This window comes from Fictibacillus phosphorivorans (assembly GCF_001629705.1).
GTDB classification, from domain to species: Bacteria; Bacillota; Bacilli; order Bacillales; family Fictibacillaceae; genus Fictibacillus; species Fictibacillus phosphorivorans_A.
The window spans coordinates 3,469,063-3,493,102 of sequence record NZ_CP015378.1; the positions used below are offsets into that span (position 1 = coordinate 3,469,063).

The following is a 24,040-nucleotide window of genomic DNA, read 5'->3' on the forward strand; positions in this document are numbered from 1 at the left end:
TTTCACACATGACTCGCTACCTATATCAACACAAAACTTAATAGGATTTTTTTTAAAAATGAGGTGTGAAATAGGGAAATAGCCTTAAAAAACGTTCAACTGAATTGGGGTTTTCTTTAGTAGAATAGAAAAAGGAGAGAATTTCTTAATAGAGATAGGGGGGCATCTCATGCTTGAAGGAAAAATCATAAAATTCTATCGTGAGCTCAGAAATATGACACAAAAAGAGCTCGGAGACGGTATATGTTCAGGTACACATGTGAGTAAGATCGAACGAGGATTGACTGAGGTTTCCAATGAAACGATCCAGTTTTTAGCGGACCGACTAAAGATCGATATACAAAATGAGATGAATTTGTACAGAAGTGTGGAACTTCTCTTAAAAAAATGGGAAGAAGCAATCATCATGAAACTGGAAGTCAAAACAGAGAACATTAAAAAGCAACTCGAACAGATTGCTTTGTTGCAGATTCCAGATTTTTATCGCACCCACACCCTTTTGTTAACACGCTATTATATCCTCACTGAACAGAGAAACAAGGCAGAAAAACTTCTTCAAGAGATGGCAAGATGGACCGAACTCTCACTTCGTGAAAAGAGTATGCTTCTGCATATTAAAGGAATCTATGGACTTCAGATGAAGCATGATTATTACGAGGCTATCGATCTCTTAAAACAGGTAGACCCTACCTATTACAACAACCCAGAATACTATTATCATATGGCTGTCGCGTATCACTCTACCAATTCCCGTGTCCTGTCATACTATTACGCTAGCAAAGCGCTTCGTTTTTTCGAAAAATCGCACTGCTATGCCCGAGTGATCGAAACAGAAATGCTCATGTTGATTCAAATTGAACAAGAGCCAACCAGCGGACCTCAGAACGAAAAATATATAGAACTGATCGAGATGTGTGAGAACTTTGGCTTGAAAAAACAAAAAGCGCTTCTTCTTCACAACTTTGGCTATCACTCCCTTCTTCATGGCCATTTTGAAAATGCATGTCAGTACTACAAAGAATCGATGCAGCTAAAAGATCCTAACACTTCCAACTACTTAGGCTCACTTGAAGGATATGTGAACGCCGCAACTCTTTTAGGAAAAGAACTGAACACAAATCTTCTTCAATTAGCGGAAAATGGATTAAAAACAGCGCAAGCAAACGGAAGCACAACCTTCGCTCACTTTTTTCAGATGCATATCTATCGATTAAAAAAGCAAGACGACGAATATTATCACTACCTCGAAACAGAATTGTATCCACATCTTAAAAAGCTAGGTTATGTCTTACCTGCTGAACACTATGAGATTATTCTGTTTGATTTTTATAATGAAAATGGCGATGCTGGACGGGCAAATGAATATGCCAAATACATAGCGGACAAGAACCGGCGTACGAATCAGTTTGTTTAAAAAGTACATAAAGAAAGGAAGCCGTAGCGGGCTTCCTTTTTCTTCTATTATGAAGGACGTTTCATCTGTACGACCTTATTTTCTTCTTCCATGGCGAGCTGTTCTTTCGCGAGCTTCTTTTTATAGACCACGCGCGACAGCATGATGCTGATCTCATAGAGAACAAGTAGTGGGATGACGACTAGGAAATCTGATACTAAATCTGGCGGTGTGATCAAGACGGCAACGACAACAAGTCCGAAATACGAGACTTTTCTTGCTTTCGTTAAGACGTTTGGATTTAAGATGCCAAGCGATGTTAAGAACATCACCACTAACGGAATCTCAAACAAAAAGCCGAACGGAAGTGTCAGGTTCATCATGAACTTAAAGTATTTTTCTGAGGTGAAGAACGTTTGGAAATGCCCTTCCGATAAGCTCAATAGGAAATTTAGAACCATTGGGTACACGATAAAATAACCGAATGATAAACCTAGTACAAATAAGAAAAATAGTGCTGGAATATAGGATAGCGTCACCTTCTGCTCTCTCTTACTCAATGCCGGTTTGATGAACATCCACGTTTGATGAGCCGCAACCGGAATGGTGAACGCGATCGCAATGACACCGGATATCATAAAATACACCCATAAAATCTCGCTTGGCCCAAGAACAGCAAGCTGCTGATCAAGATCTCGAATCAGCCAGTCATAAATCGGCTGAACGTAGAAGAAAGAAACGGAAAGTACCGTAATGAATACGGCAAGCGTAATAATGATTCGTTTTCTTAGCTCACCAAGGTGTTCAACGAAGTACATCTCTTCAGCTTTCATCATAAAATAGCCTCCTTTCTATCCTTAGTGGTTCATTTTAAAGTTTGTAGTGCCGTGTTAGGACATTGGATTCATGGGTAGGGACCGCCAATCCAGAAGTTTTGACTCCCAATCCACGAGTTTTGACCCTCAATCCACGAGTTTTGACCCTCAATCCACGAGTTTTGACCCTCAATCCACAAGTTCCGGCTCTCAATCCACGAGTTTTAAATCTAGCCCATCATGAAGAAAAAGATGCGGACTGTAACCGTGCCCGCATCTTCCGTTTTTCGTTATTTAGACTGCGGCTTTTCTTCTTTTTCATCCGAAGACATGAGGTCTTTCGCTGAGTTCTTGAACTCGCGAAGTGTGCTTCCGAATGCTCGTCCGATCTCCGGCAGTTTAGATGGCCCGAAAATGATAAGCGCAATGATTAAGATTAAGATCAATCCTGGTACTCCGATGTTTGTGAAACCCATGTAGATCGCCTCCTCAAATTTTGGTGATCATTTGTTACCTTCTGTCTTAAAAAAGTTAGAACTTGAATCCAGTGATCGCTACTACAGATGGACGCGGTGTGTTGCCTCCGCGAACTTGTGGCCACGTACTTGTTGGATTTGCTTTGTCTTCCGTTTCTTCACCAGGATGCTGAACACTTAGGAACAACGTTTTTTCATTCGGTGTAAAAGATGGACCTGTTAGCTCCGCTTCTTTAGGAGCCGATGCAAACTGGAACGCCTCTCCTTTATCACGTCCGATCGTAGGAATCATGAACATGCCGTTGTTACCAAAGCTTGTCCACGCACCAGAATTCAGCTTGCTTGATGAAATATCCGTTACTGTCCATAGGTTTGCATTTGAATCGAACGTTAGGTTATCAGGTGCACTAAATCCGCTTTGACGACCACCTGCTGCAAAGATTTCAAATTCAAAGCTCTCAGCACCGTGATCTTCGTCTTTTTCAAAAAAGCGTGTGATGTGGCCATGAATGTTGCCGTGTTTGTCGTTGTTCGTGTGTGCGATAAATACAGTACCGTCTAGCGGTGAAATCTCCACATCTTCCGGGCGATCTGTCGGTGTCGCACCTAGAAGGATTGCCGCATCATGTGCGTTAACCACAACATCACCTTGTGTTTTGAACTTTTCTAACAAGTCAGCTTTGCCTGCTGCTTTTTCACGAACAGCTTCGATCGTTAACGGAAGCCATTTGCCGTTTGCAAGATCTGCTGCATAAAGCGTCCCTTCTTCTAAAAGCTTGCTGTTGTCTTTCCCTTTAGCTGCAGCGTACTTGCCTTTACTCACAAACTTGTACACACAAGCATCCTTTTTGTCATCACCCATATAGACAACGACACGCCCGTCGTTCGAGATGCCAACGCTAGCATTTTCATGGTTAAAGCGTCCAAGAGCCGTGTGCTTTCTCACTTTAAAGTTCGGATCAAAAGGATCAACTTCAATCACCCAGCCATAATGCGTTTGATCGAGATTTGCCGCTTTTGACGTATCCTCATAGTTTTCTTCACAAGATAAAACCGTATTCCATGGCGTACGTCCACCTGAACAGTTTGCAAATGTTCCTTGTGCAGAAGTTGCACCATTTACAGCTGCCGTACCTTTCGCTGGTCCTGTTAGTGCAAACGGCGTTAGTCCTGTTACACGTCTTGCGTATGCTGAATTCGTATCCAACATCCACTTGCCGTTCTTCACTTTCACTTCGATAATAGAACCGCCTTGATTGTAGAGCATCTTTTCAATTTGTGCCGGTGTGTATTTACCGTTCACTTTTTCTCCTTCAACATATAAAGGATTTGTATATTCATGGTTTACCCAAAGCAAGCCATGTTCACTAGATTTGTCGATCGGAAAGTACATCGTAAAATCATTGTTGAATCCAAACGTGTCACCTTTTTTATTAATCACATCACCATAAGAGGCAATCACTTCATATTGATATCCTTTTGGAAGAACAAGATCGTCTTTGTCCGTTGGTGCAATCGGGTGGAACTTAAATCCTTTTTTGCGAGGCTTCATACGCATCAAGCTGTCTGATTGTGCGTTAGCTGTTTCTGATAATGCACCTAACCCAGTGGTAGCTGCAGCAAGTGCTGTTGCGCCTGTACCTAAATACGTTAAAAAGGTTCTTCTATCCAATGGCTTTTTTTCCATGTCATTTCCCCCTAGACCCAAATAATTAATGTTGCAACTATAAGAATACGGTCGAAATATTAAGCCACTATATAGAAGATTTAAACAAATGTTTAAGAATTTTTAGTTTTTTTATAAATTTTCAACGTTCGCCGACATAAAACGAATAACTCTGACGGTAGGTTTTAATACAAAAAGGGTTTGATAGTTACCCCATCAAACCTTTTATGAGATGAAGATTTCTGCTATAGAAAATATAAGTTGGGAAAATAGGGTAATATCCTTTATACTAAAGAAGACAGATGTCCATGTTTTTTCCCAATATACATTCCAACTTAAATAGGTATAATTAACTAGAGAGCTTTATTAGGAGTGAAGCGATGCAGATAGAAGTGGGGAGTTTCGTCATGTATAACGGCAAAGAATATCAAGTCGTTTGGATTTATGAAAACGGAAACGTGGAGATTGTAACAGACGGACAACATAGAAAGATCGAGCTCGTACAAGAGGGAGATCTCACACACAAACGATAAAAAAACTTCCGGAAGCAAATAGCCCGGAAGTTTTGTTTTTGTTTTATTATTTTACAGCTTGTTATTAGGCTTGATTGTAACTTGATGTTTTTTGTTTAACACCCTCGACAAGTTGATTGTAGCGGAAGGTGCTAGACTCCTGCGGGACAGGCCGGCAGGTGAGACACTTATACGTGAAACGTACGAATGTGGCTCACCGCCTGCCCCGCGGAAAGCGAAGCACCTGGAGCGCAGATCAACTCTTTCAAACATCGAAGCTTAATCAAAATGTTTTTTACAACTTAGAACGCAAATAAGAATCAATAAACGGCGTAATCTCACCATCCATCACAGACTGCACATTACCAACCTCAGTATTCGTCCGGTGATCCTTCACAAGACTATAAGGATGGAAAACATAAGAGCGAATCTGACTTCCCCACCCGATCTCTTTTTGCTCTCCACGAATTTCATTCAATTGTGCCTGCTGCTCTTCCAAACGACGCTGCACCAATTTCGCCATCATCATCTTCATCGCACGCTCACGGTTCTTAATCTGCGAGCGCTCTGTTTGACACGACACCACTGTGTTCGTTGGAATATGTGTCATACGGACCGCAGAGTCAGTCGTGTTAACGTGCTGACCACCTGCTCCAGACGCACGATACGTATCGATCTTAAGATCCTCTGTACGAATCTCGATCTCGGTATCATCTGTAATCTCCGGCATCACTTCACACGAAACGAATGACGTATGACGACGGCCAGATGAATCGAACGGTGAGATACGTACGAGGCGGTGAACCCCTTTTTCAGCCTTCAAATAGCCATAAGCGTTATGCCCTTTAATGCTAAGTGTTACAGATTTAACCCCTGCCTCATCACCTGGTAAGTAATCGAGCGTTTCTACTTTATATCCTTGACGCTCCGCATAACGCGTGTACATACGAAGCAGCATAGACGCCCAGTCTTGAGACTCTGTACCACCCGCACCTGGGTGAAGTTCGAGGATTGCGTTATTTTTATCATACGGTTCATTCAATAAAAGCTGAAGCTCAAAATCATTCAGCTTTGTGATTAGAGATTTAAGATCTTTTACAAGTTCTTTTTGAAGATCCTCATCCGCTTCTTCTTTTACAAGCTCGTGTGCGATCTCTAGATCTTCATAAGCGGAAGCAAGTTCTTCAAACTCGTTCACTTGCTCTTTTAATCCGTTCGCTTCATTGATCACGACTTGTGCTGCGTTTTGATCATCCCAAAACGTTGGTGCACTCATCTCTTCATCTAGTTCCGCGATACGCGCTTTCTTTGTATCGAGGTCAAAGAGACCCCCTAAAGTCGTTGATACGTTTTTCAATAACGTTTAATTCCTGTTTTACTTCTACTAAATCCATAGTCTTTGCACCTCATCTTATAATTGTTCCATCTTTAAAATATGCGAACGCTGTTAAAATTAACCCTTTTTTCAAACCTGATTACAAGCGCAAAGAGAGCCTATTAAAAGACTCTCTTCTCTCACGCAACTTTCTATTCTTGTTCAGCTCCGTGACATTGCTTGTATTTCTTTCCGCTTCCGCATGGACAAGGATCATTACGCTTGATGTCTTGTGCTTTGCGAACCGGCTTTTTCTTTTTTGCTGTATCTTGTTTATCGCTCGGAACAACGGCTTTTCCTTCAGCCACTTGTTCACGCTGCATGTTTTGCTCGATCTGAGATTTTAAGATGTAAGTTGTAACTTCCTCTTCGATCGCTGCAACCATCGCTTCGAACATCTCGAAGCCTTCAAACTGGTATTCACGCAACGGATCGTTCTGACCATAAGCACGAAGGTGGATACCTTGACGAAGCTGTTCCATCTGGTCAATGTGATCCATCCATTTGCTGTCAACCGAACGTAAGATTACGGCTTTTTCAAACTCAGCGATCTGTTCAGCAGGTAGCTGTGTTTCTTTTTCAGCAAACGCCGCGTGTACTTTCGCTTGAATCTTCTCGATGATCTCTTCACGATCAAGACCGAATAGATCTTTTTCTGTAAATGTCGGCTCAGTGAACATAACTGCATTCACGTAATCCGCGATTTCTTTCGTGTTCCACTCTTCTTGAACTTCCGCCTCAGGTGTATGAACTGTAACGATACGCTCGAGTGTAGAATCGATCATGCGCAGTACGATATCACTTAAGTTCTCAGCATCTAGAACTTCTTGACGCTGTGCATAGATGATCTCACGCTGTTGACGCATAACATCGTCATATTGTAGAAGCTGTTTACGAGCATCAAAGTTTGATCCCTCTACACGTTTTTGTGCAGATTCAACGGCTTTTGTAACCATTTTTGACTCAATCGGCGTCTCTTCATCCATGCCAAGACGCTCCATCATCGTCATCAAGTTGTCAGAACCAAATCGACGCATCAATTCGTCTTCCATCGAGATGTAGAAACGTGACGAACCTGGATCTCCTTGACGACCCGCACGACCACGCAACTGGTTATCGATACGACGTGATTCGTGACGCTCTGTACCAAGGATGTGCAGTCCGCCAACCTCACGAACGCCTTCACCAAGCTTGATATCCGTACCACGACCAGCCATATTCGTTGCGATCGTAACCATGCCAAGCTGACCCGCATTTTCGATGATCTCTGCTTCACGCTCATGGTTTTTCGCGTTCAACACGTTATGCTTGATCTTACGCTTCGTTAAAAGCTGTGAAAGTAGTTCAGAGGTTTCAACGGCAACCGTACCCACAAGGATCGGCTGTCCTGTTTTATGACGCTCTTCGATTTCAGCAGCGATCGCTTTGAACTTGCCTTGCATCGTTTTATAAATAAGATCCGATCTATCATCACGCGCGATCGGACGGTTCGTCGGAATACAGATAACATCCATGTTGTAGATGTTACGGAATTCTTCTTCTTCCGTTTTCGCTGTACCCGTCATACCAGCAAGCTTGTTGTACATACGGAAGTAGTTTTGGAACGTTATCGTCGCAAGGGTCATACTCTCACGCTGAATCTCCAAACCTTCCTTCGCTTCAATCGCTTGGTGAAGACCATCGCTGTAACGACGACCAGCCATCAAACGTCCTGTGAACGGGTCGACGATTACGATCTCGCCGTCTTGAACGACATAATCCACATCTCGCTGCATGATGATGTTCGCTTTTAACGCCTGGTTAATATGGTGATTCAGTGTTACGTGCTGATAATCATATAAGTTATCGATCGAGAACATCTGCTCCGCTCGGTTGATACCTTCTTCAGAAAGCTGAACGTTCTTAGTCTTTTCATCTACTGTATAATCTGTTTCTTTTTTCAGTTGACGCACAAACATGTTCGCCATCTGATAAAGCTGCGTTGATTTTTGAGCAGAACCTGAAATGATCAACGGTGTACGCGCTTCGTCAATTAAAATGGAGTCAACCTCATCGACGATCGCATAGTTACGACGCTGAACCATCTGTTCTTTATAAACCACCATGTTGTCACGCAAATAGTCGAAGCCGAACTCGTTGTTCGTACCATATGTGATATCTGCTGCGTACGCCTCACGCTTCTCTTCTTTTGAGAGGTCAGAAACGTTCAATCCAACACTTAAACCTAGGAAATTGTATAGCGGCGCCATGATCTCAGAGTCACGACGAGCCAAGTATTCGTTGACTGTAACAACATGAGTTCCTTTTCCATCTAGTGCGTTTAAATAAACCGGCATTGTCGCTACTAACGTTTTACCTTCACCGGTTTTCATCTCTGCAATGTTACCTTCATGAAGCGCAACCGCACCCATAATCTGTACAGGATAATGACGCATGTTTAATACACGAGCTGATGCTTCACGCACCGTCGCAAACGCTTCAGGGAGAAGGTCATCCAGAGATTCCCCTTTTTCGATACGGCTCTTGAACTCAGCCGTTTTGTTCGCCAAAGCCTCATCATTTAAAGCTTTAAACTCTTCAGCTAACGTTTCCACTTTTTCCGCAATTCTCTCGTATCTATTCAACGTTCGGTCATTGGAACTTGGAAAAATCTTTTTCAAAATGCTAATCATCCGAATAACGCTCCCTGTTCTCGAAAATTATATACCACTTCTATTCTAACAGTTTGTGAAACGAGCCACAAGAAATCCCAAATCTTTTCATCGGAATTGTAGCATTCATCGTAAAGAAACTTCCTATATATGTGAAAAATTTGATACTTTCATAGAGACTGAATCACTAAATTTTGGTAAAATAATATAAAGATGGACACGGGAGGTTCTGAATGGAAAACGCAGATCTAGACAGGACAAATAACGCTGGGCAAGGTCAAGAGATGCAGCTTCAAGAGAAAAAGCGAAGAAGTGAAAAAAGCAAAACGATCATTCTCACCCTCGTTCTCAGCTTCTTCATTATCGGAGGGCTTGGTACGTGGGGATATTATTCACTGTTTGGTCCGAATTCTGCAGCGAGTATAGATGCACCGTCTGACGAGGAATTGACGGAGGCCGAAAAATCAAGCGGTACCGCTCTCTTCAAGCCAACCATAGAAGTTCCAAAGACCGAGATCCAAAGACGGATCAATGTGATTCATGAATTTTGGAACAGTGAGCTTGGTTATGATAAATGGTCGAAATATAACATAGACACACATACACCAGTATTAAAAGATATTGAGATTGATATCCGGAATAAGATTCTGCCTTATGTTGCGGGTCCACTAAAGGTAGACATTGAGAATGCGCTTAGCAAGATTGCGAAAAGCATGAGTTCTGAGAGTGTAGAGCCACTAAAAGGCGTTCACCGCATTTTTCACGATCTTGATATATCGTTGAACGGCTACAAAGCTAGTGATTATTGGGATGTGACGGAAACAGGTAAGTGGATTAAGGAAGAGGTAAAAGAATAAGGAAGATTGAGCACTGTTCTCGTGGTTTTGCGGAGAGTGGTGTTTTTTTGTTTGCGAATGAAGTTTTGAGTGCTGATTTTGACTGGATGATTCATGAGAAAGTGTAAATTTGTCGAACTTTTCGATAAATCATTTTATACGTGAAATTATTGCTGTTATACGTGAATATATTGCAAATTACCGTGAATAAAATGCAGCTATCCGTGAATATATTTTATGATGTGTTTTTGAGGCAGACATAACTATCTTGTGTCCATCACATACGTACTTTTCCCACAGCTCACAAATTTATAGGCGATCATTCTCTTCCCCTTCGCACAAAAAAAGAACTTCTCAACTTTTGAGAAGTTCTCTGCATACATTTTTACGATTTCGCAGTCGTCATATAATGGTCTTTCAACTGATCACGCAATGTCCGCTTTAAAAACTTACCAACGGATGTTTTTGGAATCTCATCCATGAACATAATATCGTCTGGAATCCACCACTTCGCAAACTGCGGCCTCAAGAACTCTACAATGTCTTCTTTTGGCACTTTTCCTTTTGCTTCAGGTTTCAACACGACGCATGCGAGTGGCCGCTCCTGCCATTCCGGATGAGGAACGGCGATAACAGATGCTTCAAAAACATCCGGAAACGCCATGATCGCATTCTCTAGATCAACGGACGATATCCACTCACCCCCGCTCTTGATGAGATCCTTCGTCCGGTCAACGATTTTCACGAATCCTTCTTCATCTACCGTAACAACATCTCCGGTATGAAGCCATCCATCGTTGAACGTACCTTCTGTCCGATCGTCGTTGTAATATTCATCCGCTATCCAGTTCGAACGCAGCAAGAGCTCGCCCATCTCGTGGCCGTCCCACTTCACTTCCCCGTTCGCACCGATTACTTTCATCTCAACGCCTTGCACGACATAACCTTGTTTTGCTTTATAATCAAATTTCGCTTCATCGTCCAAATCTGCTTGATACGTTTTCAGTCGCGTTGCGATTACAAGTGGACTCGTTTCCGTCATACCATAAGCATGCATGAACGGAATATTATGTTTTTCCTCGAACGTTTTTATCATCCCTTTTGGTGCAGCAGATCCTCCGCAAATAACCGCTCGAAGACTAGAAGTATCATAACTGTTCTGTTCGAGTTCTTGAAGAAGCCCCATCCAGATCGTTGGTACACCTGCAGCAAAGGTCACTTTTTCCATCTCAATCAGTTCCGCTAAAAGCTGTGGCGTGAATCGCGGTCCAGGCATGACTTGGCTTGATCCGAACCAGGTCGCTGCATACGGAAGTCCCCACGCATTTACGTGGAACATCGGCACAACTGGCATAAGAACATCACTTTCTGATACAGAACCGCCATCAGCAAGTCCTAGTGACATCGAATGTAATACGGTCGAGCGATGCGTGTACGTTACGCCTTTTGGATTTCCTGTCGTGGCCGATGTATAGCACATCCCGACTGGATCGTTCTCATCAATATCTTGCGGAAATTCGTAAGCCGGGTCACCTGTTTCTAAAAGTTTTTCATAATGATAGAGAGGTTGAAGCGGCGATTGCGGCAGCTCGTCTTCATCGGTCATCAATATATACGCTTTTACATTAGGAATATGGTCTTTAAGAGCTTCAACAAGAGGTAGGATGTCCTGATCTACGAATAAAATCTGGTCATCGGCGTGATTGATAATGTATGCGATATGCTGAGGGGAAAGTCGGATATTGATCGTGTGAAGAACAGCTTCAACACCTGGAATGGCGAAATAAGCTTCCAGATGACGATGGTGATTCCATGCAAGTGTTCCAACCCGCTCACCTTTTTGAACACCAAGGCGTTTTAGCGCGCTCGAAAGCCTGCGTGTCCGCTCACCGATCTCCCGGTAACTGAACTTCCGTATTCCGGACATCGTACGGCTCGTTACTTCCTTTTTCGCAAAATACCGCTCCGCATGCTCTAGCATACTCGTAACTCGAAAAGGCACATTCATCATCATAACTACTTCTCCTCCTTAAATAGTAAACATAGTCATTAGTGTAAGCGTTTTCTTGTTACTCACTAGTTCCCCTTACCTACTTCAAAATCCTGCTGTTAAAACAGATTAGAAGGAACAAACCGCCCAAAAATACGAAAAAAATTTTTAAGTTAAAAAAAGTTTGAAAGATTATCCAGTTTTTGCGTTAAACTTAAATAAAACGGCATAAAAAGGAGTGTTTTTCTTATGCCTGATTGGTCGTATCATACTTTTTTTAAACCGCTGCTGTTTCGCATAAACTCAGAAGCCAGCCGCGATCTCACCTTACATACGATGAACACCCTCGCCAAACTGCCATTTGGTGATAAAATTATACAGTTTTTCGGTCATATGCAGCCAAGTAAAGAATTGGAGCGGAAGGTAGCGGGGATCACTTTTCCCTCACCTGTTGGCATAAGTGGTGCATTAGATCCCCAACTAAATGGGACCCAAGCATTCACTAACCTAGGTTTTGGTTTTATTGAAGTAGGACCGATTAGTGTTCTGCCTCAGAAATCAGGAAAACCGATTATACGGGATACTGGGAAAGAAACGCTTGTGTATGAACACCTTCAAGAAAATCTGGGTTTAGAAGCTGCTCTTATAAAACTTCAGTCTATGAAAAGAGTGAAAATACCACTGGGGATATTGATTAAGGGAGAGACATTACATGATTACGAGAAATTAGTTCAGAAGCTCGATGAACATGCTGCTTTCTTTGTTATCAATGTTGAAGGTATTTCTTATTTGGAGCAGATTCGTGAACTTACTTCTAAACCTCTCATGTTGGAGCTTACTCATAAGACGATCAAGTACTATACAGATAATATCGCTGTAAATGGATTTATCATTCGAGAAGGGATTGAAAGAGCTGAAGGCGTCGAACTCGGACAGATGGAGATGCATCAACTCAAAGAAAGCATTCAACAGCTTCTACCTTTTAACAAGCCGATTATTGCGTCTGGCGGCGTTCATGAACCGCGTGATGCGATGGAACTTCTTGAGGTAGGCGCTTCTCTCATTCAGCTTCATAGTGGATTTGTTTATTCCGGACCAGGTCTTCCGAAGCGCATCAACGAACGGATTTTATATGAACAACAGCCTATCTCTCGGCCAGCTGGACAAACGGGATGGACCTCATTTTTCCTGATGGGGCTAGGAGTTGTCATCGCAGGCATCATCGCTTTAATCATCGGATTAACCGAAGTTCTTCTAGCGTATGACGAACAGTATTTAGGCATACAAAAAGAAGAGATTCAAACTTTTAGTCATCACCTGTTTCATTTCATGTCTCATGATCGGATATGTTTAGCAGGCGTTATGATTTCGGCAGGTTTTATGTTCATGCAGCTTTCGTATCACGGGATTCGAAAAGGTGAACATTGGGCGAAAAAAGCGTATGTGATTGCTGCAGCTCTCGGTTTCTTAAACATCTTTTACTTTATGGGGTTCGGTTATTTTGACATGCTGCACTTTGTCTATTATTTAATCATCCTTCCCTTTTTCCTTTATGGACTTTATCAATCTCGAAACCTCACTTCGGGATCTAAAGGTCAGAATTTGCATAACACGATATCATGGAAAAGAAGTCAGATTGGGCAAAGCTTATTTGTCATATCAGGTATATGCTTGCTCTCTGCAGGAATCGTGATTTCCATCATCGGAATGAACGGTGTTTTTGTTAAAGAGGACTTGATGTTCTTTGCCCTTACGCCTGAACAAATTTCAGCTTTCAACCAAAATTTAATTCCGTTGATCGCACACGATCGTGCTGGATTCGGCGGTGCTTTAATCTCAGAAGGATTTTTGTTGTTAACCATTGCGTTATGGGGATATCGTGAAGGAGCAAAATGGGTATGGTGGACATTGCTACTTGGCGGCTTGCCAGGATTTTCAACGGGTGTTGGTACACATTTTATGATCGGGTACGATAACCATTTTCACCTTTCACCCGCTTATTTATTGTTTGTTTTCTATTTCGTAGGATTGGTTTATTCTTATGGTTATTTACATCGCAGTGGTGAAGCTCAGTTGAGAAATGTGTCTGTATCGAAAGAAGAAAAAGTGTAGACATAGAGTCTGCACTTTTTCATTTTGTTTGTGTTTGTTTTTGAAGATGGATCGCTTTTTTTATAGAGAGGATCGTTCCTAAATGAAGACCTTCATGATAAAACGTTCGTGGCAGCACTTCCGCAAAGGTATTCATCCCGAGCTCAGTTGGTTCATCTAACTCCTGATCTAAACGATGACCAAACTGCTCCCCAATAACTTGAACCTGCTCCATCAAACGGTGACGAAGCTCTTGAAGCGTTGGAGGCGTTCGCTGCCAATTCTCTGGTTTTGTTCCATACCCGAATAACTCTCGATAATGAATCGGCGCTGGATGATCTTCACGGATTTTATGATACAGCCAATCGTACTGATCCAAAAAAATATGCCCCAAGTTCCAGCGAATGTTGTTGTTAAATCCCTCTGGCACAAAATCTGCTTCTTCCTCAGTGAGTCCTTCAACAGCGCTTAACGTGTTGTGACGAAACGCAGCGAGTTGTTTTAACAGGATATCGTTTTTCATTTTTAGTGGCTCCTTCAATTTGAATATATCGGCGAGAATTAGTTTTTATCGGCAAGATTCAGGATATATCGGCAAGAATTCAGTTTCATCGGCGAGTTTTCAATTATATCGGCGAAATTATGATTTTATCGGTAACTTTACTTCACAAACATAAAACACACCCCAAAAGTGTCATGGGGTGTGTAGTCTCGTTTTGTATATTAGTTTGTTCCTGCGATCAGGCCATATTTGCCGTCTTTACGTCTGTACACGACGTTCATCTCACCAGATTCGGCATTGTTATAAACGAAGAAATTATGGCCGAGTAATCCCATTTGGAGAATGGCTTCCTCTGTGTCCATTGGCTTCAGATCGAATCGCTTTTCACGTACGATCTCGAAATCGTCCTCTTCCTCCAACAGTGCTGTTGATACGCCTTCTGTACCATTAGCAAACATGTGCTTTGTGCCTTCAGCATTTCTAAATTTACGGTTTACTTTAGTTTTGTGTTTACGAATTTGACGCTCTAATTTTTCTACCACCAAATCAATCGCAGCGTATAAATCCAAATGACGTTCCTCTGCACGAAGCAGTAGGCCCTTCATCGGTATCGTTACCTCAATGGATTGTTCATTGTTGTACACTTTTAGATTTACGTGTACGTCAGAGTTCGGAGTTTCGTTAAAGTACTTTGTGAGTTTCGTCACCTTTTTCTCAACGTAAGCCCTAATGGCTTCAGTCACCTCGATGTTTTCTCCACGAATGTTAAAATGCATAACTTAACTCCTCCTTTCGGTGATGTATATATATTTCGATATACCCCAAAAGAATTCCTCCGTAACATTTAAAATATTTTGACAATATTTTTACACTGTCGACAAATTCTTTACAATGGTAAAAACCTTATACTACCGGGAAAAAACGCATTCAATCAAAATTATTTCACCGAGTGAATCAAATTTTTACTTATATTTACCAATTTAATTAAGAAGTAAAATAAATTTCACTTACATTCTTTTAGTTTCAAACTATGTGTTATACTAGGAATTAACCTTTGAAGCTTTAAAGCATTTTACAAAACCTGTTCCATCACCCTACTCGATCCTTGAGTAGGGGTTTTTTATGTATGTTTTTAGACAAATAAAATAAAAAAACAGGCTCTAAAGAGAACCTGTTTTTGTATAACGAAGCTTATGCTTTTTGAACGTTAGCAGCTTGAGCGCCACGAGCACCTTGCTCAACTTCGAAAGTTACTTTTTGACCTTCGTCTAAAGATTTGAAACCATCAGATTGGATAGCTGAGAAATGTACGAATACATCGTCTCCGTTTTCGCGCTCGATGAATCCGAAACCTTTTTCTGCGTTAAACCATTTTACTGTACCTTGTTCCATGTTTGTTGCCTCCTAGTGCGTTACCACACGATATATTGCTACTCTTGCCCAAAGTATTGCTAAAGAAGAAAAGTCGAAACTCATACAATCTTTTACGCCGAACAAAAATAATCTATCACCATCATAACAGTGATTGCGAAATGATGCAAACTAATCATTCATAATATGAAATATTTTCTAGAAATAAAAACCCGCCTGCGGTAACAGACGGGATTAAAAGTATGGTCATAGTGCCTTGAATTATAGTTTAGTTACGTTAGCCGCTTGAGGCCCACGAGCTCCATCTACAATATCAAACTCGACTTGCTGACCTTCGTCAAGGCTTTTGAATCCGTCAGTGTTGATTGCAGAGAAGTGTACGAACACATCGTCCCCGTCTTCGCGCTCAATAAATCCAAAACCTTTTTCTGCGTTAAACCATTTTACTTTTCCTAACATGCCTTTCACAATCCCTTCATCATGCGAATCTTTGTATAGATTTTCTATACACTTTATAGTATGACATATACCCAAAAAAGTTGTCAAAGGCTTAAGATTAGCGAAAAATAAGAAGTTTTGTCGAAAAATCTCCATGGTTTATTTTGCATAAAAATACACTTTTGACATCTATTATTCAATTATCTTTATTAAAAAAGAACCGATCAAAAATCGAACGGTTCTCAAAAAAATTTACATCTGTGAAACCATCTGTGCGAGCTTTGCACAAACAATTGCGCCATATGTTCCAACGATGTTACCGAGTAACCCCATTAATAAGCCGACTGGTGCAAGCGCAGGCTGGAAAACAGAAGCTACAACAGGTGCGGAGCTTGTCCCACCGATGTTTCCTTGTGATCCTACAGCAACGAAGAACATAGGAGAACGTAATAACCTTGCTGCTCCAAACAAGAAAAGAATATGGATGGCAAGCCACACGATTCCCATTAAGATATATTGAGGTGCTTCTACGACATAGATCAGGTTCGCTTTTGCCCCGATAGTTGCAAGCAATAGATAGATCCCTGCGTACCCTACTTTACTCGCTCCGTAATTTTCTAATTCACGAACCTTTGTAAAAGATAGCACGATACCAATCGCAGAGATGATCATGATTGTCCAAGTAGCAGTGTTTAGAATAGCTCCTTGTGGCAGCTTCTCGGAAAACTTCCCTACTATAAACGCTAGACCAAAACCGAGACCAAGGATCGCAAGCAATTGCGGAACGGCAATCGGACGAGCATTCTTTTTCTCAAGCTCACCAACCTGCTTATTCACTTCTCCAATGATGCGGTTATCGGCTTTGTTCCACTTGTCAAAACGTGCTTGGTACCCAGCAAGTGCGATCATGATTCCCATCCAACTGTATCCAACAACCGTATCGACTACGATGATCGGTGACAGAATATGTTCTGGTGTGTCCACCGCTTCAACGAGCGCTGCCATATTGGCAGAGCCTCCGATCCAGCTACCCGCTAGTGCAGCTACACCTGTCCAAGCGTCCTCTGGCAAGTACGGCTGAAAGATCGCGAGTGCGATTGGTCCACCAACGATTACCCCTACCGTTCCTGCTAAGAACATGAGGATTGCTTTCGGTCCAAGTTTGAGTGTTGCTTTTACATTGATAGATAAAAGCAATAACAGCAATCCAACCGGCAGGATGTAAGCGGAAACAAAACTGTATAAATCAGAACTTGAAGGTATGATGCCAAGAGTCGTTGAGATCATCGGCAAAAAATATGTCCAGATCAGTGGCGGTGCATAGTGGAAAAACTTTCGTAGAATGTGGTTTTTGGATTCGCCCAAGATGAATACGAAGCCAACTAGCGCTACTAGATAAGCAAAAATCGCCATTGGTTCTTGAATGAGCGGTCCATTCGATGTTGCAAACATATCCCTATTCCCCCTTAGAATGACTTGAGTGACAAGTATACACTAAAAAATCTTCATTACCTGTATAGTCCTTCAATTGCAAAGAGTGGGAATAGTAGCAACTTTTTTACACTTCTAATCCATGCTTGACCACATATAATTCACTATACAGCGTAGGAACATTAAACAGTTGTTTAAAAGGAGGCAATGGACGTTGCTGCAAATGATTGAAAAAGTCGTACTAGCTATGGCAGCCATTCGTATTTTATCAGGTACCCTTGAGATAACCGCAGCGCTATTCATGCTGCATTTCAATACGGTAGAACGTGCTCTTGTCATCAATTCCATGTTATCCATCATCGGCCCGATCATCTTTTTCTCAACGATGACGCTTGGAATCTATGGATTATCAACAAAATTGTCATTCGGCAGCTTAATCTGGATCATGTTAGGCGTTGTTTGTATTGTTTATGGGATTAAGAGATAGTCGTATTAAATAGAAAAAGGTGACTAAAACCGATACCCAGACAAATACGTCAGAAACTCTTGTTGTTTCCCATGGTTGTACTTCGTTAAAGCATAAGTATGAGCATCCGGAATTTCTACTGAATAACAGTCCACCTCTAGCAATCGTCCTTCTAATAGCTCTCTTCTTACTGTTGATAATGGTAAGAACGAGATTCCTAACCCTTCCGCAATAAAGCGTTTTGTTATGTGAATCTGAGACACCCTCATCATCCGAACGCCCGGATAACGGGATTTCACACGTTTGCAAAGATCATCCCAATATCCTGGATGGTTATGAGTTAATAGATAGTTTGAAAGCAGCACTTCTTTTTCATCCAGGGGCGGCGCTGCTTCAAAGTCCAACCCATCGTGCGGCGCGACTAATACAACTTTATCCTGGTAAAGCATCTGACTCGTAATCTCAGAGTGTGTACTGCCTAAACATGAAAGCCCAAGGTCCACATCCTCGTTTAGAACCGCTTCTTCAATATTTTGTGAATCAATAATTTTTATCGAAATCTCCACATCGGGATTGGCTTTTACATATCGTTTCAAAACAGAAGGCAGGATCGTATCCGCAATGAGCGGTGAGATTCCGATACAAAGCTTCGTATCATAGCCTTGCTGAAACGCGTTTAAATCCTCGAGTCCACTTTCATACACTTCCATCAGCTTTCTTGCATGCTGCAGGTACCTTCTCCCTTCCGCTGTCAGCTTCACTCTTCTGCCATCTCTTAGAAATAGTGACATCCCTAGTTCCGATTCGAGCATTTTTATATGTACAGAAACGGAAGGTTGTGACACATGAAGAATTTCAGACGTTCTTCTAAAATTTTCGCATTCTGCCGCAGTGATAAAAGTTTGTAGCCAGCTAAATTCCATACTTGCCTCCTCCCTATGATTATAATTTTTAATCAATTCAATAAAAAACAATTAATATCATATATCAATTCCATCTTATACAATGATACTAAATAATGGAAGGAGTGAAAACCATGTTGCAAAAAGGTTTAAAAGGAATCGTTGCAGCGGAAACCGCGATCAGCCACATCGATGGTTCAGAGGGCAAACTGATTTATAGAGGTTATGAGATTGGTGAACTTACTTCACGCTTTTCTTTTGAAGAAGTAGCACACCTTCTTTGGTTCGGTAAACTTCCTGACAAAGAACAATTACAAAATCTCAAAAGCGAGCTAATAAAGAATCGTGAGCTTCCTCTTCATATAAAAAGTATCTTAGATCAACTGCCTAAAGACATGGATTTGATGAGTGTAATCCGAACGGCCATTTCGTCTGAAGGTGTCTCGAGTTATGGATGGAAGCCAACTACTTCACAAGCTATTCGATTAACGAGTCTTGTTCCGACCATCATTTGCTATCGGTCACGTCTTTTGGATGGTAAACCTTTTGTTGAGCCATCTAACGAGTTAAACCATGTTGAAAACTATCTATATATGCTTACAGGTGACATACCGAGTAAAGCCCATACACTGGCGCTCGAAACCTACATGATCCTAACGCTCGAGCACGGAATGAACGCCTCCACTTTTTCTGCTCGTGTAACAGCATCGACCGAATCGGATATGGTTTCAGCTGCAACTGCTGCAATCGGAACGATGAAAGGACCTCTTCATGGCGGAGCACCTTCAGCAGTCATTGACTTGCTAGACGAAATTAGAAAAGTTGGAAGTGCTGAACAAGTGATACGAGGTAAATTGGAGAATGGTGAGAAGCTCATGGGATTCGGACACCGTGTTTATAAAACACACGATCCACGAGCCGTTGCGCTAAAAGCAAAACTTTTAGAATTGGTCGGTGAAGATGAGTGGTTGGATCTCGCGCTGGAAGTAGAAACATCCGCAATCGCGTTGCTTGAAGAATACAAACCAGGTAGAGCGTTGTATACGAACGTTGAATTCTATGCAGCAGCGATTATGAAGGCGATTGAACTAGACCCTGCTTTGTTCACCCCTACCTTTACAGCAAGCCGAATGGTCGGGTGGACTGCTCACATTTTGGAGCAATCAGAAGACAACACGATTTACCGTCCACAGTCCGAATATACCGGGAAGTTTCACGATAAAGTTACAATTAACGAATAGCCATTCCATATAGAAGCATCTCTAATCTCAATGGTAGAATTGAAAGTAAGAACCGTTGAAGAAAGAGGTGCTTTTTCGTGATTCTAAAATCAATGGTGTACAGAAAAGAGAAGAAACAAGAAGGATATCCCTTTCAGCTTCCACTTCTTCAATCCCTGAAGTCTCTTCACTTTCAAAAATCAGTCACTATCTTAGTAGGTGAAAATGGTACAGGAAAATCAACGTTACTCGAAGCAATCGCAGATCAAGCAGGTTCTGTTCAGATCAATCGTTCAGAAAAAGAGAATGACTCCATCAAAAAATTAGCCAAACAGTTAAAATTGACGTGGAGTGTGAAAACGAAAAAGGGATTCTTTCTAAACGCAGAAGACTTTGTTAGCTTTGTGAGGCGTGCTGCGGAAATGAAGGAAACGGCGTTACAAGAACTAGCAAACATCAAAGTGGAGTACAAAGACAAGTCTGCATATGCGAAGAGTCTTGCTTCCCTCCCTCACAACCGAACGCTCGCTGAACTCAAAGACCTTTATAATGACGGGCTTGAGTTTCGTTCTCACGGAGAACGTTTTCTAGATTTCTTTCAATCTCGCTTTCGTCCGAACGGCTTATATATACTTGACGAGCCTGAAGTCCCGCTATCACCTATGAAACAGTTAAGTTTTATATCGATGTTAAAAGAGATGGAGAAACAGAACGCACAGTTCCTTATCGCCACTCATTCTCCCATCTTAATGGCCTATCCTGGTGCAGAAATCATCAGTCTCGATTCCCTGCCACCCGCTCCAACTTCATACGAAGAATTAGAGCATGTGCAGATTACGAAAAACTTTTTGGAGAGTCCGGAGAGGTTTTTGAGACATTTGTGATTGAGATAGCCACTTTGGGTATTTAAGTCTTTCTTGATATCCTTATTGGTTTTCTTGATATCTTACCTCCAACTCTTGATATGAGGTGTACTATTCTTGATATAAGCGGCACTTTTCTTGATATACTAAAATCCACATAAAAAAGGCACTCCGCTGATTCCACAGCAAGTGCCTATCCATTAATTCTTTTTATCAAAATACATCCCATCCACTGATACCGACTGATACGGATTCGCGTATTGGGTGTTTTTTTCTTTTTTCTTCTTCATCGTTGAAAGATTGTGCTTAATCTCTTCAAACTGCCGCGTTAAAAGAGGATCAATCGTCTCGTTCATCTTAACGATCAAACGCCCCATCCGCTGTTCGTCTTCTGAATAAGTGGCAGGTAAGCTGTTAATTGTCACTTGACGCTGATCAAGCAATTCATTTAACCGCTCGATATACGATTCACGCTCTTCTTTCGGCAATCCTGCACTCACATGATCATACAGATTCTTCGTGATCTCGAGCAGAATTTTTACGACAGGCATTACACGCGCCCTGTCTCGCCATGCTGCATGCGGCGGTTGATCTGAATCACTTCTTTCCACGTATTGCGGAAATCTAGCACATAGTCTTCCACTTCATCCAAGATCTTCACGTCATTTTGAATGTTTGCTTCAATTAGGCGACGGTTGATGTAATCGTACATCGTCATCAATGACTTTGATACTTCAAGGTCCATGTTCAGCGTGACCATCAACTCTTGAATAATCTTTTGTGCTTTTAATAGGTTCGTATTCTTTTGTTCTGTATTTTTAAGCTCAATCCCCGTTCTTGCGAGACCGATAAACTTTAAGCATCCGTTATAGAGCATGAGCGTCAACTCGCCGGGTGACGCCGTTTGGACTGAGTTATTTTGATACGCCTTGTTTGCGTTAAGTATGGACATGTAAAGGTAACACTCCTTTTTGGTTTAAAATTACTGTCCGCCGCCAAACTGCTGCATTAAGTAAGCTGATTGCTGATTAGAGCGTTGAATGGCTGTTTCCATTGCTGAGAACTGACGCCAATAGCGGTCTTCTACCTGCTTCAAACGATCTTCGAAAGCCGAGATACGCTTATCCACATCAGTTAACTCTTTACCTAGCGTAAACTGAGCATTTGTACGAAGCGCGTTCCCTGCTTTTAGTTCGATTTTGTCGACAGTTTGATCAATAGAGGCACGTAGTTTTTTTGCGATACCTTCTACGTTATTCGTACTATCACCAGTAAACATCTTCATTACTGCTTCGGGATTCGCAGCTAACGCTTCTCTTAGTTTCTTATCATCAATCTCCAGCTTCCCTTTATCGAGATAGTTACGGGAAGTTGTGATTCCGATTTCAGAAAGCTGGTCATATTTTGTATCTCCCGTATTTACGGAAGCGTATAGAACCGAACGCATCGTGTTCAACCCACTCGAAAGAACTGAATCTCCACGTAGCATCCCGCTCTTCGCCTTCTCATCCCAGAGTTCCGCTTCTTTTTCAGATAAGTCTTTTCGCTGTGCATCCGTTAGCGGAGGAAAATCACGGTACTTTGTTTCAGCAGTCTTTTTATTAATCGCTTCAATCGTTTCGTTGTATTTTTTTACAAAGTCTTTGATTGAAGTGATTACTCCCTCAGTATCAGTGGTTGAACTGATGGTAGATTCTCCGGTTGCTTTTAATGAATAGGAAACTCCGCTGATTGTGAAGTTGTTGGATGTGCGCTCTAACCCAGTAAGTCCGTTCAAATCAAAAATGGCATTTTGGCTAGTATCAGTTCCTCCGAGCTCTTGAGGTCCTGTTGCACCCGGCAGCACACTAGCAAAACCTATATTTTTAAAGAAAGAAACCGTTTTATCGTTACCAAGTGTAATCTTAGAACCTTTTCCTGTTAAGTTGTTTGAGATAACGAACTTCCCTGTAAAGTCATCATAAAAGGCTGACATGTCTAGTCCAGCTTCTGAAAACTTTTTCGCAGTTGATTCTAATGTATCTTTTGTTGGGTCTATCTTAATTGTCTTTGTTACTTCAGTTCCATCTGGTTTTGTAACTTTAATTTCAAGCGGAATTTCGGCTGTCCCAAATTTGGCCAGATTCATCGTTTCTAAAGTTGTTTTCCCACTTGGTTTTTTATCGTCTTTATCTTTAACTTGATCAGACACCCAAGTTCTTGCAGTTGCAAGCTGAGAAATTTTAATCTTAGAAGTAATATTAGAAGCACTTCCCGCCGCAGTCGCAGTTACTGCATTTGGATTCGTGCTTGTTACCGTCTTCTTATTGAACGTTCCTTGAAGAGCGATTCCGTCTAAAACAAATCGATCGAGATCGGTCATTAGCTTATTCATCGAACGATAGTCATCACGCTGCCACTCTAGCGTTGTCTTTTTCTGTGCCAGTTTATCGAGTGGGATGCGCTCTGCTTTCATTAAATCGCCAACGATGGTATCGATGTCCATTCCGCTGGCTAATCCGCCAATTCTCATACTCACGGTTCATCACCGTCCCTAAATTTTTTTATCAACAAAAATACCCATAAAATCAATCATATCCGCATACATATCAAGGAACTTTTTGTTTGGAATTTCCTTGAGCACCTCTTGTGTCACTTCGTCCACGACCTGAACGTAATAATCATTCAGCTTTTCGTGAAGTACAAATTTAGAAGAAGTGTGTGTTGGTTTTAACATATCGTTCATCGCATGAATCACTTTTTCGAGTGATTCTTTTGCTGGTTTACTCTGTACTGAAGCTTCGGCTTGAGTCGTTTGTTCTGGTTGGTTTTGGCTTTTAAGCACAGGCTCAGACTTTTGAAATACAGGAGAACTAATTGATTGCAGTTCCACCTTCATCGCCCCTTTTATTTTCTCTAAAATTTATATCGGATTAATCAAAAAATTGTTGAGGAAGAGTAAAGAAAGAAGTCGCGAAAAAAAATTTATTACAATTCTATGAAACTACTCAATCTTCTAATTATTTATTGTAAAATAGTTGCTTAGGAACATAAAAAATGTAG

Annotated in this window: 23 protein-coding genes; 7 read left to right on the top strand and 16 right to left on the bottom strand. The window is 41.6% G+C overall.

What is annotated here, in order from left to right:
* Nucleotides 1–169: 169 nt before the first annotated feature.
* Nucleotides 170–1,414: a helix-turn-helix domain-containing protein gene (locus tag ABE65_RS17845; RefSeq protein WP_066397913.1), complete on the top strand. Its 1,245-nt coding sequence runs from the start codon at nt 170–172 to the stop codon at nt 1,412–1,414.
* 47 nt (nt 1,415–1,461) lie between these two features.
* On the opposite strand, the gene tatC is transcribed toward ABE65_RS17845, so the two are convergent.
* The 3 genes from tatC to ABE65_RS17860 all read right to left on the bottom strand — a co-directional run bounded on the left by tatC (nt 1,462) and on the right by ABE65_RS17860 (nt 4,371).
* Nucleotides 1,462–2,226 (bottom strand): twin-arginine translocase subunit TatC, encoded by a 765-nt coding sequence (gene tatC / locus ABE65_RS17850; RefSeq protein WP_066400340.1) that lies wholly within the window; start codon nt 2,224–2,226, stop codon nt 1,462–1,464.
* 272 nt (nt 2,227–2,498) lie between these two features.
* Entirely contained in the window at nt 2,499–2,684 is a 186-nt protein-coding gene (gene tatA, locus ABE65_RS17855; protein ID WP_066245439.1) for a twin-arginine translocase TatA/TatE family subunit, read from the bottom strand.
* 55 nt (nt 2,685–2,739) lie between these two features.
* Complete coding sequence (locus ABE65_RS17860; protein WP_066397922.1) at nt 2,740–4,371, bottom strand: PhoX family protein; 1,632 nt, start codon at nt 4,369–4,371, stop codon at nt 2,740–2,742.
* A 359-nt stretch (nt 4,372–4,730) separates the two neighbouring features.
* Between ABE65_RS17860 and ABE65_RS21960 the strand changes: the two genes are divergently transcribed.
* Nucleotides 4,731–4,883: a hypothetical protein gene (locus ABE65_RS21960; RefSeq protein WP_156499203.1), complete on the top strand. Its 153-nt coding sequence runs from the start codon at nt 4,731–4,733 to the stop codon at nt 4,881–4,883.
* 274 nt (nt 4,884–5,157) lie between these two features.
* On the opposite strand, the gene prfB is transcribed toward ABE65_RS21960, so the two are convergent.
* Both prfB and secA read right to left on the bottom strand, forming a co-directional pair.
* Nucleotides 5,158–6,256 (bottom strand): peptide chain release factor 2 gene (prfB, locus tag ABE65_RS17865; RefSeq protein WP_228116152.1). Its coding sequence is split into 2 segments (ribosomal slippage): nt 5,158–6,192 and nt 6,194–6,256, totalling 1,098 coding nucleotides; the frame shifts between segments, so codons are not numbered across the junction.
* 133 nt (nt 6,257–6,389) lie between these two features.
* Nucleotides 6,390–8,909, bottom strand: coding sequence for a preprotein translocase subunit SecA (gene secA, locus ABE65_RS17870; protein ID WP_066397924.1), 2,520 nt, complete (start codon nt 8,907–8,909; stop codon nt 6,390–6,392).
* A gap of 212 nt (nt 8,910–9,121) precedes the next feature.
* Between secA and ABE65_RS17875 the strand changes: the two genes are divergently transcribed.
* Nucleotides 9,122–9,745: a hypothetical protein gene (locus ABE65_RS17875; protein WP_066397925.1), complete on the top strand. Its 624-nt coding sequence runs from the start codon at nt 9,122–9,124 to the stop codon at nt 9,743–9,745.
* A 364-nt stretch (nt 9,746–10,109) separates the two neighbouring features.
* Here ABE65_RS17875 and ABE65_RS17880 read toward each other — a convergent pair whose 3' ends face one another.
* Nucleotides 10,110–11,738, bottom strand: coding sequence for a long-chain fatty acid--CoA ligase (locus ABE65_RS17880; protein WP_197480319.1), 1,629 nt, complete (start codon nt 11,736–11,738; stop codon nt 10,110–10,112).
* A gap of 225 nt (nt 11,739–11,963) precedes the next feature.
* On the opposite strand from ABE65_RS17880, the gene ABE65_RS17885 reads away from it, so the two are divergent.
* Complete coding sequence (locus ABE65_RS17885; protein ID WP_066397927.1) at nt 11,964–13,826, top strand: beta/alpha barrel domain-containing protein; 1,863 nt, start codon at nt 11,964–11,966, stop codon at nt 13,824–13,826.
* Between the two features lie 19 nt (nt 13,827–13,845).
* On the opposite strand, the gene ABE65_RS17890 is transcribed toward ABE65_RS17885, so the two are convergent.
* The 5 genes from ABE65_RS17890 to ABE65_RS17910 form a co-directional block, all read right to left on the bottom strand.
* Entirely contained in the window at nt 13,846–14,328 is a 483-nt protein-coding gene (locus tag ABE65_RS17890) for a DinB family protein (RefSeq protein ID WP_066397933.1), read from the bottom strand.
* A 200-nt stretch (nt 14,329–14,528) separates the two neighbouring features.
* Nucleotides 14,529–15,083 (bottom strand): ribosome hibernation-promoting factor, HPF/YfiA family, encoded by a 555-nt coding sequence (hpf, locus tag ABE65_RS17895; RefSeq protein WP_066397935.1) that lies wholly within the window; start codon nt 15,081–15,083, stop codon nt 14,529–14,531.
* Between the two features lie 415 nt (nt 15,084–15,498).
* Nucleotides 15,499–15,699 carry a cold shock protein CspC gene (cspC, locus tag ABE65_RS17900; protein ID WP_066397937.1) on the bottom strand — a complete coding sequence of 67 codons (201 nt, stop codon included), beginning with the start codon at nt 15,697–15,699 and terminating at the stop codon, nt 15,499–15,501.
* Between the two features lie 240 nt (nt 15,700–15,939).
* Complete coding sequence (locus ABE65_RS17905; protein WP_066245425.1) at nt 15,940–16,137, bottom strand: cold shock domain-containing protein; 198 nt, start codon at nt 16,135–16,137, stop codon at nt 15,940–15,942.
* 231 nt (nt 16,138–16,368) lie between these two features.
* Nucleotides 16,369–17,568, bottom strand: coding sequence for a DUF819 family protein (locus ABE65_RS17910; protein ID WP_082861490.1), 1,200 nt, complete (start codon nt 17,566–17,568; stop codon nt 16,369–16,371).
* Nucleotides 17,569–17,770: 202 nt separating this feature from the next.
* On the opposite strand from ABE65_RS17910, the gene ABE65_RS17915 reads away from it, so the two are divergent.
* A complete protein-coding gene (locus ABE65_RS17915; RefSeq protein ID WP_066400357.1) occupies nt 17,771–18,034 on the top strand; it encodes a YqhV family protein in 264 nt (87 codons plus the stop codon).
* A 23-nt stretch (nt 18,035–18,057) separates the two neighbouring features.
* Here the strand turns inward: ABE65_RS17915 and ABE65_RS17920 are convergent, their stop codons facing one another.
* Nucleotides 18,058–18,936 (bottom strand): LysR family transcriptional regulator, encoded by an 879-nt coding sequence (locus tag ABE65_RS17920; protein WP_066397938.1) that lies wholly within the window; start codon nt 18,934–18,936, stop codon nt 18,058–18,060.
* Nucleotides 18,937–19,049: 113 nt separating this feature from the next.
* Between ABE65_RS17920 and ABE65_RS17925 the strand changes: the two genes are divergently transcribed.
* Both ABE65_RS17925 and ABE65_RS17930 read left to right on the top strand, forming a co-directional pair.
* On the top strand, nt 19,050–20,156 hold the full coding sequence (locus ABE65_RS17925; RefSeq protein ID WP_066397940.1) for a citrate synthase/methylcitrate synthase: 1,107 nt from the start codon (nt 19,050–19,052) through the stop codon (nt 20,154–20,156).
* Nucleotides 20,157–20,233: 77 nt separating this feature from the next.
* A complete protein-coding gene (locus ABE65_RS17930; protein ID WP_066397941.1) occupies nt 20,234–21,019 on the top strand; it encodes an AAA family ATPase in 786 nt (261 codons plus the stop codon).
* A gap of 179 nt (nt 21,020–21,198) precedes the next feature.
* On the opposite strand, the gene ABE65_RS17935 is transcribed toward ABE65_RS17930, so the two are convergent.
* From ABE65_RS17935 to flaG, 4 genes are read right to left on the bottom strand one after another with little or no spacing between them, the layout of a single operon-like run.
* Nucleotides 21,199–21,549 (bottom strand): flagellar protein FliT, encoded by a 351-nt coding sequence (locus ABE65_RS17935; RefSeq protein ID WP_066397943.1) that lies wholly within the window; start codon nt 21,547–21,549, stop codon nt 21,199–21,201.
* On the bottom strand, nt 21,549–21,950 hold the full coding sequence (gene fliS / locus ABE65_RS17940; RefSeq protein WP_066397945.1) for a flagellar export chaperone FliS: 402 nt from the start codon (nt 21,948–21,950) through the stop codon (nt 21,549–21,551). The genes ABE65_RS17935 and fliS overlap by 1 nt, the downstream gene beginning before the upstream one ends.
* Before the next feature lie 30 nt (nt 21,951–21,980).
* Complete coding sequence (locus tag ABE65_RS17945) at nt 21,981–23,510, bottom strand: flagellar hook-associated protein 2 (RefSeq protein WP_066397946.1); 1,530 nt, start codon at nt 23,508–23,510, stop codon at nt 21,981–21,983.
* A gap of 21 nt (nt 23,511–23,531) precedes the next feature.
* Nucleotides 23,532–23,870, bottom strand: a complete 339-nt coding sequence (gene flaG / locus ABE65_RS17950; protein WP_231887822.1) for a flagellar protein FlaG — start codon at nt 23,868–23,870, stop codon at nt 23,532–23,534.
* Nucleotides 23,871–24,040 lie beyond the last annotated feature (170 nt).